At 61.2% G+C, this 13,055-nt stretch carries 14 protein-coding genes; all 14 read right to left on the bottom strand.

The genetic code is table 11. From position 1 onward, the window contains the following. Window positions 1–69 precede the first annotated feature (69 nt). Window positions 70–378: an urease subunit beta gene (locus AC1D19_RS14505; RefSeq protein ID WP_477753484.1), complete on the bottom strand. Its 309-nt coding sequence runs from the start codon at window positions 376–378 to the stop codon at window positions 70–72. Further along, window positions 378–911 (bottom strand): GNAT family N-acetyltransferase, encoded by a 534-nt coding sequence (locus AC1D19_RS14500; protein WP_477759993.1) that lies wholly within the window; start codon window positions 909–911, stop codon window positions 378–380. Before AC1D19_RS14500 ends, AC1D19_RS14505 begins: the two co-directional genes overlap by 1 nt. Before the next feature lie 6 nt (window positions 912–917). Beyond that, window positions 918–1,451: an N-acetyltransferase family protein gene (locus AC1D19_RS14495; protein ID WP_477753269.1), complete on the bottom strand. Its 534-nt coding sequence runs from the start codon at window positions 1,449–1,451 to the stop codon at window positions 918–920. 9 nt (window positions 1,452–1,460) lie between these two features. Beyond that, window positions 1,461–1,763 carry an urease subunit gamma gene (ureA, locus tag AC1D19_RS14490; RefSeq protein WP_477753268.1) on the bottom strand — a complete coding sequence of 101 codons (303 nt, stop codon included), beginning with the start codon at window positions 1,761–1,763 and terminating at the stop codon, window positions 1,461–1,463. 174 nt (window positions 1,764–1,937) lie between these two features. Continuing rightward, window positions 1,938–2,777 carry an urease accessory protein UreD gene (locus tag AC1D19_RS14485; RefSeq protein WP_477759992.1) on the bottom strand — a complete coding sequence of 280 codons (840 nt, stop codon included), beginning with the start codon at window positions 2,775–2,777 and terminating at the stop codon, window positions 1,938–1,940. Window positions 2,778–2,807: 30 nt separating this feature from the next. Continuing rightward, the gene (gene urtE / locus AC1D19_RS14480; protein ID WP_477753266.1) at window positions 2,808–3,506 is read right to left on the bottom strand and encodes an urea ABC transporter ATP-binding subunit UrtE; all 699 of its coding nucleotides are present in this window, start codon (window positions 3,504–3,506) and stop codon (window positions 2,808–2,810) included. A gap of 120 nt (window positions 3,507–3,626) precedes the next feature. Then, window positions 3,627–4,496 (bottom strand): urea ABC transporter ATP-binding protein UrtD, encoded by an 870-nt coding sequence (gene urtD, locus AC1D19_RS14475; protein ID WP_477763633.1) that lies wholly within the window; start codon window positions 4,494–4,496, stop codon window positions 3,627–3,629. Beyond that, on the bottom strand, window positions 4,493–5,572 hold the full coding sequence (gene urtC, locus AC1D19_RS14470) for an urea ABC transporter permease subunit UrtC (protein WP_477763632.1): 1,080 nt from the start codon (window positions 5,570–5,572) through the stop codon (window positions 4,493–4,495). Before urtC ends, urtD begins: the two co-directional genes overlap by 4 nt. After that, window positions 5,572–7,074, bottom strand: coding sequence for an urea ABC transporter permease subunit UrtB (gene urtB, locus AC1D19_RS14465; protein WP_477763631.1), 1,503 nt, complete (start codon window positions 7,072–7,074; stop codon window positions 5,572–5,574). Before urtB ends, urtC begins: the two co-directional genes overlap by 1 nt. A 164-nt stretch (window positions 7,075–7,238) precedes the next feature. Further along, entirely contained in the window at window positions 7,239–8,504 is a 1,266-nt protein-coding gene (urtA, locus tag AC1D19_RS14460; protein WP_477753262.1) for an urea ABC transporter substrate-binding protein, read from the bottom strand. Between the two features lie 248 nt (window positions 8,505–8,752). Continuing rightward, window positions 8,753–9,763 carry a FecCD family ABC transporter permease gene (locus AC1D19_RS14455; RefSeq protein ID WP_477753261.1) on the bottom strand — a complete coding sequence of 337 codons (1,011 nt, stop codon included), beginning with the start codon at window positions 9,761–9,763 and terminating at the stop codon, window positions 8,753–8,755. Beyond that, window positions 9,760–10,719 (bottom strand): ABC transporter substrate-binding protein, encoded by a 960-nt coding sequence (locus AC1D19_RS14450; RefSeq protein ID WP_477763630.1) that lies wholly within the window; start codon window positions 10,717–10,719, stop codon window positions 9,760–9,762. The genes AC1D19_RS14455 and AC1D19_RS14450 overlap by 4 nt, the downstream gene beginning before the upstream one ends. Next, window positions 10,716–11,504, bottom strand: coding sequence for an ABC transporter ATP-binding protein (locus tag AC1D19_RS14445; protein ID WP_477763629.1), 789 nt, complete (start codon window positions 11,502–11,504; stop codon window positions 10,716–10,718). The genes AC1D19_RS14450 and AC1D19_RS14445 overlap by 4 nt, the downstream gene beginning before the upstream one ends. A gap of 136 nt (window positions 11,505–11,640) precedes the next feature. Then, on the bottom strand, window positions 11,641–13,020 hold the full coding sequence (locus AC1D19_RS14440) for a PepSY-associated TM helix domain-containing protein (RefSeq protein ID WP_477763628.1): 1,380 nt from the start codon (window positions 13,018–13,020) through the stop codon (window positions 11,641–11,643). Window positions 13,021–13,055 lie beyond the last annotated feature (35 nt).

The raw sequence follows: 13,055 nt of genomic DNA, 5'->3' as shown, positions 1-13,055 counted from the left end.
CGCGCGCCCGGTCCCTGTAGGAGCTGTCGAGCGAAGCGAGGCTGCGATCTTTTGGGAGCACCGCATTTGTCAGTCGAGGTCACCCATGATTCGCCCGGCAAAGCCGAACACCCGACGATGCCCCGCCAAATCCACCAACTCCACCTCACGGGTCTGCCCCGGTTCGAAACGCACCGCCGTGCCAGCCGGGATGTTCAGGCGCATACCACGACTGGCGTTGCGGTCGAACGACAGCGCGTCGTTGGTTTCGAAAAAGTGGTAATGCGAGCCGACCTGGATCGGCCGATCACCACTGTTGGCCACTTTCAGACTGATCGTGCGCCGACCGACGTTGAGCTCGATCTCGCCTGGCTGGATCTGGTATTCACCGGGAATCATCAATGGGCTCCTTGGAGAATCTTGTAGTAGAGGGCAGTCGGCTTGTAGCGGCCGCTCGGGTCGCAGGCGTAATCGGGAATTTCACCGGCGCGGGTATAGCCCAGCGATTGGTAGAAGTCTTCGGCGGGCGAGCCGGCTTCGGTGTCGAGATAAAGCATGCCGCGCTTGTGCTGCAGGGCGGCCGCCTCCAGGGCACTCATCAGTTGCTGGCCCAGACCGCGACGCCGCGCATGTTCGCGCACCAGCAGCTTCTGCACTTCGGCGCGGTTCAGGCCGTTGGCTTTCTGGCACAAACCCAACTGCACGCTGGCCTGGACCTGTTCGTCCTTGACCACCACCCACAGCAACACATTGCCCTTGTTCAGGTTCTCCTGAACCTCATCGAAATACGCACGCGCCTGGATGGCATCGAGTTCAGCCATGAAGCCGACACTGGCGCCATAGCCGACGGCATCGAGCAGCAGGTCGATCAGGCCCTGACGATAATGCGCAAAGCTTTCTACGTTGACGCGTCGCAGTTGGGCGGCGTTCATCGGGGATTACTCCTGGTTGATGCTTGGCGGCTGCGCGCCGGGATTCAGGGTCAGTTGCATGAAGGTCAGGTCCAGCCAGCGACCGAACTTGGTGCCGACCTGCGGCATTTGCCCGGTGGTGATAAAGCCGATGCGCTCATGCAAGCGAATGGAGGCAGCGTTAGCGCTTTCGATAGCCGCGACCATCACGTGCTTGTCGCAGCCTTTGGCGCGTTCGATCAGCGCTTGCATCAGTTGCGGGCCGAGGCCGTTGCCGCGCTGGTCGCTGCGCACATAGACCGAGTGCTCGACGGTGTGGCGGAAACCGTCGAAGGGCCGCCAGTCGCCGAACGAGGCGTACCCGAGCACCGTGTCGTCGGCATCGACGATCACCAGAATCGGATAAGCCTGGGATTGCCGGGCGTTGAACCAGGCCTGGCGGTTGTCGAGGTCGACCGCGTGCTCGTTCCAGATCGCCGTGGTGTTGAGCACCGCGTCGTTGTAGATGTCGCGGATGGCCGGCAGATCGGCATGCACGGCATCGCGGATGTGGTAAGTCATGGCGCGGCCTCAGGCGATGGGTTGGTGGACGGTGACCAGTTTGGTGCCGTCGGGGAAGGTGGCCTCGACCTGGACTTCCGGGATCATTTCCGGGATTCCTTCCATCACTTGTTCGCGGGTCAGCAGGGTGGTTCCGAAGTGCATCAGCTCGGCCACCGTCTGCCCGTCGCGTGCGCCTTCAAGCAGCGCGGCGCAGATGTAGGCCATGGCTTCCGGGTAATTGAGTTTCACGCCGCGAGCCAAACGCCGCTCGGCCACCAGGCCTGCGGTGAAGATCAGCAGCTTGTCTTTTTCGCGTGGGGTCAGGTCCATCGTTTGAGATCCATAATCGGCAGTTAAAAAGGTGTCAAATCTTGCAACCCACAGGACTGTAGGAGCTGACGAGTGCAACAAGGCTGCGATCTTTTAATCCAGGTCTTTCCCGTGCCGCTGAAGATCAAGATCAAAAGATCGCAGCCTTCGGCAGCACCTACAAGGTATGCATACTCAGGTGCTCCATATTCTGGGGGGGACCGCTTCGCGACCGAGCAACGCCGGCCTGAGCAGTCGCCACAATTCAATCAGCCATCCCCGCGCCAACAGCGCTTCACTGGCCAGGCATCGGGCAACCAGCAACCCCGGCAATTGGGTCAAATCCCCGCGCACGTCGTCGGGCAGCGAGCGGCAGGTTTCCAGCAGTTCGCTATCGATCTCACCCGTCACCAACAACGTCGCAAACACCGGTTGCCCGTCCAGCCCGATGGGCGAATCGAGCAAGCCGTCCGCCCCGACAACGCGCTGGCGTTCATGCCAGAGCAACTGGCCGTCGCGGCGGATATCCAGATGTGCCTGGAAGTGCCCAAGGTCGAAGCGCTCGCCACTGGCCGGCCGGCCCAGCGCCACGACGTCCCAATAGAACAGCCGTGCATCGCCTTCAAGGTCGATGCAGGTGCTGAGTTCAGCCTGGGCCGCGCTGAAAATGATCGTCTCCTGGGGCAGCCATTCCAGTGTCGCACCGGCTGCCACCTTCAACTTCAGCTGCTGATAGGCGGGGCCGGCGGCGCGATACCACTTGGCCGCGCCGGGGCTGGTGATCTGCGCCCAGGCATCGCGCTCGACGCGGGCTGAAATATCCAGCCGATCACCGCCGGCAATCCCGCCTGGCGGGTGGACGATGATGTGTTGGCAGACTTCAGGCCCTTCGGCATACAGATGCTTCTGTACCCGCAGCGGGCCCAAGTGGCGGCGCTGGACCGGACGTGTGCTATCGCCGAAGCGGGCGTAACCCAGCTCCAGCTCGGCGTGCCAGCTCGGGGTGAACAGCGTTGTTTGGGCAGGTAAATTCATGATTTCTAATTATCGTTAGGTCGCTAAAGATTAGATCGTAACCAGACCGCGCACACCCTCGGCTTCCATATTTTCTCCGCGACCCTGTTGCACGATCTCGCCTCGGGACATCACCAGGTACTGGTCAGCCAGTTCGGCGGCGAAATCGTAGAACTGCTCCACCAGCAGAATCGCCATGTCGCCCCGGGCTGCGAGTTTTTTGATCACGGCACCGATCTCCTTGATTACCGACGGCTGGATGCCTTCGGTGGGCTCGTCGAGGATCAGCAGACGAGGGCGGCTGGCCAGCGCCCGGCCAATGGCCAGTTGCTGTTGCTGGCCACCGGACAGGTCGCCGCCGCGCCGTTGCTTCATTTGCAGCAGCACCGGGAACAGTTCGTAGATGAAGGCAGGGACTTCCCTGGCTTCGCTGCCGGGAAAGCGCGACAGCCCCATCAGCAGGTTTTCTTCCACGGTCAGGCGGCCGAAAATTTCCCGGCCCTGCGGTACGTAAGCGATGCCGGCATGCACACGCTGGTGCGGCTTGAACGTAGTGATCGGTTTACCTTCCCAGTTCACTGCGCCCTCCTTGGGCGGCAGCAAACCCATCAGGCATTTGAGCAGGGTGGTCTTGCCTACGCCGTTGCGCCCGAGCAGGCAGGTGACTTCGCCGACCTTCACGTCAAATGTCAGGCCGCGCAGGATGTGGCTTCCGCCGTAATACTGGTGCAGTTTGTCGACTTGCAGCATTTTCAAATACTCCTCAAATCCCCGTAGGAGCTGCCGAAGGCTGCGATCTTTTGATCTTCAAAAGACAGATCAAAAGATCGCAGCCTCGTTTCACTCGACAGCTCCTACAAGGGATACAAATCAGCGACCGAGATACACCTCGATCACCCGCTCGTTGTCCTGCACCTGCTCCAGTGATCCTTCGGCCAGCACACTGCCCTGATGCAGCACAGTAACGTGGTCGGCAATCGAACCGACGAAGCCCATATCGTGCTCCACCACCATCAGCGAGTGCTTGCCGGCCAGGGTCTTGAACAGTTCGGCGGTGAATTCGGTTTCGGCATCGGTCATGCCCGCCACCGGCTCGTCGAGCAGCAGCAATTGCGGGTCCTGCATCAACAACATGCCGATCTCCAGGAACTGCTTCTGGCCGTGGGACAACAGGCCCGCCGGGCGATTGACCGAAGAGGTCAGGCGAATGGTCTCCAGCACTTCGTCGATGCGGTCTTTCTGCTCGCCGCTCAAACGCGCCCGCAGGCTTGCCCACACCGACTTGTCGGCTTTCTGCGCCAGCTCAAGGTTTTCAAACACGCTCAAGGCTTCGAACACCGTCGGCTTCTGGAACTTGCGGCCGATACCCGCCTGGGCGATCTGCACTTCGCTCATTTGCGTCAGGTCCAGGGTTTCGCCGTACCAGGCCTTGCCGTGACTGGGACGGGTCTTGCCGGTGATCACGTCCATCAGCGTGGTCTTGCCCGCGCCGTTGGGGCCGATGATGCAGCGCAGTTCGCCGACGCCGATGTACAGGTTCAGATTGTTCAGCGCGCGGAAGCCGTCGAAGCTGACGCTGATGTCTTCCAGGGTCAGGATGGTGCCGTGGCGGGTGTTGAGGCCGGGGCCGACACGCTGGCCGAGGCCGATGGCATCGCGGCTGCTGCCGGCGTCCTTGTTGGGCTCCACAGGAAAAAAAGCCGGTTCGAGCATGAATTCAGCGGTTGCAGTGACTCTCATTGCTCACCTCTTTTCTTCAACAGGCCGATCACACCCTTGGGCAGGTACAGGGTCACGACGATGAACAGCGCGCCGAGGAAGAACAGCCAGTACTCGGGGAACGCCACGGTGAACCAGCTCTTCATGCCGTTGACCACGCCGGCACCGAGCAGCGGACCGATCAACGTGCCGCGGCCGCCAAGGGCCACCCACACCGCTGCTTCGATCGAGTTGGTCGGCGACATCTCGCTCGGGTTGATGATCCCGACTTGCGGCACGTACAGCGCGCCGGCCAGACCGCATAACACCGCGCTCAGCACCCAGACGAACAACTTGAAACCGCGCGGGTCGTAGCCGCAGAACATCAGGCGGTTCTCCGCATCGCGAAGCGCGGTCAAGACCCGGCCGAACTTGCTCTGCGCCAGGCGCCAGCCGATGTACAGGCTCGCCACCAGCAACAGCACAGTGGCGAAAAACAGCACCGCGCGGGTGCCCGGTTCAGTGATGCCAAAGCCGAGAATCGTACGGAAGTTGGTGAAGCCGTTGTTGCCACCGAAGCCGGTTTCGTTGCGGAAAAACAGCAGCATCCCGGCGAAGGTCAGGGCCTGGGTCATGATCGAGAAATACACGCCCTTGATCCGCGAACGGAAGGCGAAGAAACCGAACACCAACGCCAGCAACCCCGGCGCCAATACCACCAGGCACAGGGTCCAGAGGAAGCTGCTGGTGCCGGTCCAGAACCACGGCATTTCGGTCCACGACAGGAAGGTCATGAACGCCGGCAGGCCATCGCCCGAGGCCTGACGCATCAGGTACATGCCCATGGCATAACCACCGAGGGCGAAGAACAGGCCGTGGCCGAGGGACAGCAGGCCGGCATAACCCCAGACCAGATCGAGCGCCAGTGCGACGATGGCGTAGCAAAGAATCTTGCCCACCAGCGTTAGCGTGTAGGCGGAGACATGCAGCGTACTGTCCGCCGGTAACAGCGACAGCAGCGGCAATGCCAGCAACAGAACGAGGATCACCACACCTACGGCAATCGTGACTTTCGGGCCGGCTTTTTGTGTGGCCTTGAGCATCAGGGGCTGGTTCATCAGTCGATCACCCGTCCTTTGAGCGCGAAGAGGCCTTGCGGACGTTTCTGGATGAACAGAATGATCAGCGCAAGGATGAGGATCTTGCCGAGCACGGCACCGATCTGCGGTTCGAGAATCTTGTTGGCGATCCCCAGGCCGAACGCCGCCAACACGCTACCGGCCAACTGACCGACACCGCCGAGCACCACCACCAGGAACGAGTCGATGATGTAGCTCTGGCCGAGGTCCGGGCCGACGTTGCCGATCTGGCTCAGGGCCACGCCACCGAGGCCGGCGATGCCCGAGCCGAGGCCGAAGGCGAGCATGTCCACGCGCCCGGTCGGGACGCCGCAGCAGGCGGCCATGTTGCGGTTCTGCGTGACGGCGCGAACATTCAGGCCGAGGCGAGTCTTGTTCAGCAGCAGCCAGGTCAGCACCACCACAAACAGCGCAAAGGCAATAATGACGATGCGGTTGTACGGCAGCACCAGATTGGGCAGCACTTGAATGCCGCCCGACAGCCACGCCGGGTTGGCCACTTCGACGTTCTGCGCGCCGAACACCAGTCGAACCAGCTGAATCAGCATGAGGCTGATGCCCCAGGTGGCGAGCAGGGTTTCCAGTGGGCGGCCATAGAGATGGCGAATCACCGTGCGCTCAAGCGCCATGCCGATGGCAGCGGTGACGAAAAACGCCACGGGCAGCGCGATCAGCGGATAGAACTCGATGGCCTGCGGAGCGAAGCGCTGGAACATCAGTTGCACCACATAGGTCGAGTAGGCGCCGAGCATCAGCATCTCGCCGTGGGCCATGTTGATCACGCCGAGCAGGCCGAAAGTGATCGCCAGACCGAGGGCGGCGAGCAGCAGAATCGAGCCCAGCGACATACCGCTGAATGCCTGGCCGAGCATCTCGCCGACCAGCAGTTTGCGTTTGACTTGAGCGAGGCTGGTTTCAGCGGCGGTATGCACATTGGCATCGGCTTCAACGCCGGGATCGAGCAAACCTTCGAGGCGGGTGCGGGCCAACGGGTCGCCGGTTTCGCCGAGCAGACGTACAGCGGCGAGGCGTACGGCCGGATCGGCGTCCACCAATTGCAAGTTGGCCAAGGCGAGGCTCAATGCCGCGTGAACACCTTCATCCCGTTCGCCAGCGAGCTGCTGGTCGAGGAATTTCAACTGCGCCGGTTTGGCGCTTTTCTGTAAATGCTGCGCAGCTACCAGACGAGTTTTGGCGTCGGCGGTGAGCAACTGATGGCTGGCCAGCGCGGTGTCGATCAGCCCCCGTAGGCGGTTGTTCAGGCGCAGGGTTTTCGGTTGGCCGTCGATGGTCAATTCGCCTTGTTGCAGGGCATTGATCAACTTGCTACGGGCCGGGTCGGGCTGCGCGGCCCAGGTTTCCAGCAACTTGGCCTGCTGCACGGGATTGGCGGCGACGAAGTCTTCGGCGTCACCGGCGTGGGAGGCCATCGGCAACAGCAGTGCGATGGCGAGGATGAAGCGGTAAATGGCAGTGGGCATAAAGAGTCGCCTTGACGCGGACATTGTAGGAGCGAGCCTGCTCGCGAAAGCGGTCTGACATTCACCTTCAATGTCGACTGTCAGAGCCTCTTCGCGAGCAGGCTCGCTCCTACAGGGATTTGTGTCGGGCATGAGCAACGTGCTCAGGCACGACACCCAATGACTCAGTTGCTCTTCACCGCATACTCCGGCTTCTTGTCGTTACCCGGGATGAACGGGCTCCACGGCTGGGCGCGGATTGGCCCTTCTGTCTGCCACACCACGTTGAACTGACCGTCAGACTGGATTTCGCCGATCATCACCGGCTTGTGCAGGTGGTGGTTGGTCTTGTCCATGGTCAGGGTGTAGCCGGACGGCGCGGCAAAGGTCTGGCCGGCCAGGGCTTCGCGGACTTTGTCGACGTCGGTGGATTTGGCTTTTTCCGCCGCTTGCGCCCACATGTGGATGCCGACATAAGTGGCCTCCATCGGGTCGTTGGTCACCGCCTTGTCGGCGCCCGGCAGGTTGTGTTTCTTCGCGTAGACTTTCCAGTCATCGACGAACTTCTTGTTCACCGGGTTCTCGACCGATTCGAAGTAGTTCCACGCCGCCAGGTTGCCCACCAGTGGCTTGGTGTCGATGCCGCGCAGTTCTTCTTCGCCGACCGAGAACGCCACGACCGGAACGTCGGTGGCTTTCAGGCCCTGGTTGGCCAGTTCTTTATAGAACGGCACGTTGGAGTCGCCGTTGACGGTGGAGATAACCGCGGTCTTGCCGCCCGCCGAGAACTTCTTGATATTGGCGACGATGGTCTGGTAGTCGCTATGACCGAACGGGGTGTAAACCTCTTCGATGTCCTTGTCGGCCACGCCTTTGGAGTGCAGGAACGAACGCAGGATCTTGTTGGTGGTGCGCGGGTAGACGTAATCGGTGCCGAGCAGGAAGTAGCGTTTGGCACTGCCGCCTTCTTCGCTCATCAGGTATTCAACGGCAGGGATCGCCTGCTGGTTCGGCGCAGCGCCGGTGTAGAAGACGTTTGGCGACATTTCTTCGCCTTCATATTGCACCGGGTAGAACAGCAAGCCGTTGAGTTCTTCGAACACCGGCAGTACCGATTTGCGCGACACGGAAGTCCAGCAACCAAACACCACGGCGACCTTGTCCTGGGTCAGCAACTGACGACCCTTCTCGGCGAACAGCGGCCAGTTCGAGGCCGGGTCGACCACCACCGGCTCGAGCATCTTGCCGTTCACGCCGCCCTTGGCATTGATCTCGTCGATGGTCATCAGCGCCATGTCTTTCAACGACGTTTCGGAGATCGCCATGGTTCCGGACAACGAATGCAGAATACCGACCTTGATGGTCTCGGCGGCCTGGACGGTCCAGGTCATGCCCATCGCGGCAATGGATGCCGAGAGTGTGAAAGCCTTGATCAAGCTGCGACGCTTCATTGTGCGATCTCCATGAACGTTAAAGTTTTTTATGGTTGGCAGATGCGGACTACTGAAGGTGTGTTTTGCAAGGGCTGTGCCCGGTCGGAAAAAGGCAGGGAAACGTCGTTCCAGAGCGGTTGCACGGTTCTCAAGCGCACCATGAGAGGACATGGTCAGTGGTCTGGTGCGCTGAGGTGCGTCACATTGGGGCGCGGATTTTATGAGCAACACAAATCAAATGTGGGGGCGGGCTTGATCTGTGTGAATCAGCGGCGGCGCATCAGGCCGATGAAGAACAACCCGCCAATCGCAGCGGTGGCGACGCCGATAGGAAGGTCTTCCGGAGCGATCAGTGTCCGGGCGGCGACGTCGACCCAAACGAGGAATACACTGCCGAGCACCACGCACACCGGCAGCACACGTCGGTGTTCGGCCCCGACCAGACGCCGCGCAATGTGCGGCACCATCAGCCCGACAAAACCGATCGAGCCGCTGATCGACACCAGCACCCCGGTCATCAGTGACGCAATCAAAAACACCCGCAGGCGCACGGTGCGCGCATTCAAGCCCAGGGTCACCGCCGTCTGTTCACCGGCCATCAGCGCATTCAGCGGTCGCGCCATGCCCAACAGCAAAATCAGCCCGAGCAACACACTGGCTGTCGGCACCGCCAGCAGCTCCCAGCGTGCCAGCCCGAGCCCGCCGAGCATCCAGAACATCACTGCCGAACTGGCACGATGGTCGCCCAGGAACAGCAGCAAATTGGCAATCGCCATCATCACGAATGACACCGCCACACCGCATAACAACAAACGATCACTGTCGAGGCGACCGTGGCGACTGGCGATCATCAGCACCACCAGCATGCTCAGCAATGCACCGATAAATGCCGCGATTGGCAGGCTCAGCCGGCCAGCGATCTCACCGACATGCAGCACCACAATCACTGCGCCCAACGTCGCGCCGGACGTGACGCCGAGTAAATGCGGGTCAGCCAAGGGGTTGCGCGTGACCGCTTGCAGCACCGCGCCGATCAATGCCAGGCCGGCGCCCACCAGCGCGCCGAGCAGCATGCGCGGGACGCGGATCAGCCAGACGATATACTCTTGTCCGGGGTTCCAGTCCGGCACAGCTAATCCGAACAGTTTGTACAACAGGATGCGCCACACCACGTCCACCGGCACCCGTGCCGGGCCGAAACCCAGGGACACCACGCACGACACCAGCAACAGCGCACCGAGGGCGATCAACAACAGGGCGTAGCGACGGTTGATCATTCGCCGTGGAAACCCTTGGCCAGGGTTGCGACCGCCAGCACGTTATCGATCCCCGGCGTGGCCTGCACGTAAGGAATGACGATGAAGCGCCGGTGCTTGATCGCATCCACCGATTGCAGGGCTTTGTTGTCCAGCAGAAATTGAATCTTCTGCTCTGCGGTGACTTCGCTGTAGTCGACGATCACGATCACCTGCGGATTGCGCTCGACCACGGTTTCCCAATTGACCCGGGTCCAGCTCGCGTCGACATCCTCCAGAATATTGCGTCCGCCAGCGGCGTCGATCAGTGCTTGCGGCATGCCCAGGCGCCCCGAGGTCATGGCCCGGTCTTCGCCGCTGTCGTACAGGAAGACCCGCGGTTTTTCCGCGGGCAGGCCTTTGCCAATGTCCGCCACTTGCGCCTGCATGTTGGCGATCAGGGCATTGGCGCGGTCCTGTATGTCGAAGATTCTGCCGAGGTTTCGCAGGTCGTTATAGGTGTCTTCGAGGCTGGCCGGTGGACGCTTCATCACGAAGGCGCAGGACTCGCTCAGCTCATACACATTGATGCCCAGCGGTTGCAGGGTTTGTGGCGTGAGATCGCCGCCGATACGCATACCGTAGTCCCAGCCGGCGAAGAAGAAATCGACGTTGGCATTGAGCAGGGTTTCCACCGACGGGTACTTGGCCGCCAGTTCCGGCAGGCCTTCGAGAATGCTGTGCATCTCGGGCGTCACGGCCTTCCAGCCACTGATGCCGCTGTAACCGGCCATTTGTGGTTTGAGGCCGAGGGCGAGCATCATCTGGGTCATGTTGATGTCGTGGCTGAGGGCGTGTTGCGGTGCCTGCTTGAAGGTCACCTCGCGGTTGCAGCTTTTGATTGTCAGCGGGTAACGGGTGGCTTCGGCCAATGCCTGGGTGCAGCCCAGCAGCATCACGAGAGAGAGGCCGCAGCGCAGCAGGGAACGCAAAGTCATGGTTGGGTTATCCAGGTGATTCGTGGGTAGCCGTGCAGTGGATGCTCATCGATCAGCGCTTCGACGCCGAACACATTGCGCAGCAGCGCAGCCGTCAGGACTTCTTTCGGTGTGCCGCTGGCGACGATACGACCATGGTTGATCACGTACAGCCGATCACAAAAAGCCGCCGCCAGATTGAGGTCGTGGATGCTCGCCAGGGTGCCGATGTTCAAGCGCTTGACCAGCTTCAAAAGCTCAAGCTGATAACGCGGATCGAGGTGGTTGGTTGGCTCGTCGAGTATCAGCAACTGTGGTTGCTGAGCCAGTGCGCGGGCGAGGATGACCCGCTGTTTTTCACCACCGGAGAGGGTGGCGAAGCCGTGGTTTTCGAAGCCCTTGAGACCGACAGATTCCAGGGTCTGATTGATAAGATCGCGGTCTTCAAGGGTGTCGCCATCGAACAAGCCTTTGTGCGGCGTGCGGCCCATGGCGACCACTTCCTCGACGGTCAGGCCGAAGGCGTCGGGGAACTCTTGCAAGACCACGGCGATGCGTTGCGCGCACCAGCGCGAGGATTGCTTCCAGACGTTGTGGTGATCGAGTCTGACCTCACCGCTTTGCGGTTTGCTGAAGCGCCAGGCACAACGCAACAGGCTGGTCTTGCCACTGCCGTTGGGGCCGATCAGCCCGACGAACTCACCGGCAGCCACGTGTAACGAGGCATCACGGAGCTGGAACTGATGGTGGCAATGGCCGTGGCCCAGTGGGGACCAGGTGAGGTTTGTGAGGTTCAGCGAGGACATGCAGTGACTCTTGAGGTGATGCTGATGGCCCCTTCGCGGGCTTGCCCGCGAAGGGGCCCGAAAGGACACCCAGAATGCGAGAGGGTGACGCGCGGGGGAGTTTACAGCCCATTGAGCCCCGCGCATCTCGCCTGTTTCAAGATGAAGATGAGGCGCTTTCAGTCTGCCGGGTGAAACGCGACAGCAGTACACGATCCAGCACCCACACCGCCACCAGCGACGCGCCCACCAACGGAAAGGCCACCGCCAGGGTGAACATGATCAACATCGCGGTTTTCCATTTCGGCAGGTCATGGCGCAGTGGCGGCACGCCGAGTTTTCCTTGCGGACGGCGCTTCCACCAGATCACCACGCCGCTGACCGCGCTGAGCAAAATCAACAGGCAGATCAGCAACACCACGATTTGATTGAACACACCGAACATCTTGCCCTCGTGCAGCATCACGCCGATTTCCGTGGCACGGGCGACGGTGCCGTAGTGCTCGAAACGTACATCGGCCAGGACCTTGCCGGTGTATTGATCGATGTGCAGCGTGGCGTCATTGCGCGGGTCGTCGGCGAACACGGCGATGGTGAATACGCCGGTCGCGGTGGTCGGCAGGGTGATGCTGTAACCCGGTTCGACCTTGCGTTCGCTGGCGATGTTTTGTACGTCCTGCAGGCGGATCAACGGCGAGGCCGGGCCGGCCGACGCTCCATCGTGAGCCATGTGTTCGGCATGGTCGCCGGACATCGGCATCGGCGTGTTTTCCATGGCCCACGGCACGGTCTGGCGGGTCGCGGTGTTGAGGCTGCGCGCCTCGACATCGGACTTCGGTACGTCATCCCACATGGCCGCCGGGAACACGTTCCACACTTCGGCGTATTGCTTGCCCCAGAAGCCGGTCCAGGTCATGCCGCTGAGCAGCATCACCAGCAGCAGGGACGCGCCCCAGAACCCGGTGACGGCGTGCAGGTCACGCCACAATATGCGACCGCGACTGTTCAGGCGCGGCCACAAGATGCCTGCCGCCTGACCACGCGGCCACCACAGGAAAATCCCGGACACCACCAGCACTACGCCCCAACCGGCGGCCAGTTCGATCAGCCGATCGCCAACAGTGCCGATCATCAGCTCACCGTGAATCGCTCGGGCAATGGCTTGCAGATTCTTCTTGGCGTCTTGCTCACCGAGGATGTCGCCGTGGTAGGGGTCGACGAAAACGTTCAGCTCCTTGCCATCGTTGAGCACGACAAACTGCGCGCTACGCTCGGCGTTGACCGGCGGCAGGTATTGGGTGACCTGGCCTTGTGGGTAAGCCGTTTTCACCCGCGTCAGCAGGTCGTCGGCCGGGACGATGTGATGACCGGACGGGACGTTGAACAGGCTGCTGTACATCAGCGAATCGAGCTGCGGTTTGAACAGGTAGATGATGCCGGTCAGGGCCAGCATCACCATGAATGGCGCAACGAACAATCCGGCATAGAAATGCCAGCGCCACGCCAGGTTGTAGAAGTTCACTTTGGGCTGTTTCATCGGTTGTGCTCCGCTTGGCGAATCAATTGTTTGTA

The sequence above is a fragment of the Pseudomonas sp. P1_C12 genome (assembly GCF_056406435.1).
This window is presented reverse-complemented; position numbering and strand designations above follow the sequence as displayed.

What these genes read in the sequence shown, in the direction of transcription:
- AC1D19_RS14440 (WP_477763628.1), bottom strand. Translation starts at nt 13,020, where the DNA reads ATGAAACAGCCCAAAGTGAACTTCTACAACCTGGCGTGGCGCTGGCAT.
- AC1D19_RS14455 (WP_477753261.1), bottom strand. Translation starts at nt 9,763, where the DNA reads ATGATCAACCGTCGCTACGCCCTGTTGTTGATCGCCCTCGGTGCGCTG.
- AC1D19_RS14445 (WP_477763629.1), bottom strand. Translation starts at nt 11,504, where the DNA reads ATGTCCTCGCTGAACCTCACAAACCTCACCTGGTCCCCACTGGGCCAC.
- ureA (WP_477753268.1), bottom strand. Translation starts at nt 1,763, where the DNA reads ATGGACCTGACCCCACGCGAAAAAGACAAGCTGCTGATCTTCACCGCA.
- AC1D19_RS14505 (WP_477753484.1), bottom strand. Translation starts at nt 378, where the DNA reads ATGATTCCCGGTGAATACCAGATCCAGCCAGGCGAGATCGAGCTCAAC.
- AC1D19_RS14450 (WP_477763630.1), bottom strand. Translation starts at nt 10,719, where the DNA reads ATGACTTTGCGTTCCCTGCTGCGCTGCGGCCTCTCTCTCGTGATGCTG.
- AC1D19_RS14485 (WP_477759992.1), bottom strand. Translation starts at nt 2,777, where the DNA reads ATGAATTTACCTGCCCAAACAACGCTGTTCACCCCGAGCTGGCACGCC.
- urtB (WP_477763631.1), bottom strand. Translation starts at nt 7,074, where the DNA reads ATGCCCACTGCCATTTACCGCTTCATCCTCGCCATCGCACTGCTGTTG.
- AC1D19_RS14495 (WP_477753269.1), bottom strand. Translation starts at nt 1,451, where the DNA reads ATGACTTACCACATCCGCGATGCCGTGCATGCCGATCTGCCGGCCATC.
- urtA (WP_477753262.1), bottom strand. Translation starts at nt 8,504, where the DNA reads ATGAAGCGTCGCAGCTTGATCAAGGCTTTCACACTCTCGGCATCCATT.
- urtD (WP_477763633.1), bottom strand. Translation starts at nt 4,496, where the DNA reads ATGAGAGTCACTGCAACCGCTGAATTCATGCTCGAACCGGCTTTTTTT.
- urtE (WP_477753266.1), bottom strand. Translation starts at nt 3,506, where the DNA reads ATGCTGCAAGTCGACAAACTGCACCAGTATTACGGCGGAAGCCACATC.
- AC1D19_RS14500 (WP_477759993.1), bottom strand. Translation starts at nt 911, where the DNA reads ATGAACGCCGCCCAACTGCGACGCGTCAACGTAGAAAGCTTTGCGCAT.
- urtC (WP_477763632.1), bottom strand. Translation starts at nt 5,572, where the DNA reads ATGAACCAGCCCCTGATGCTCAAGGCCACACAAAAAGCCGGCCCGAAA.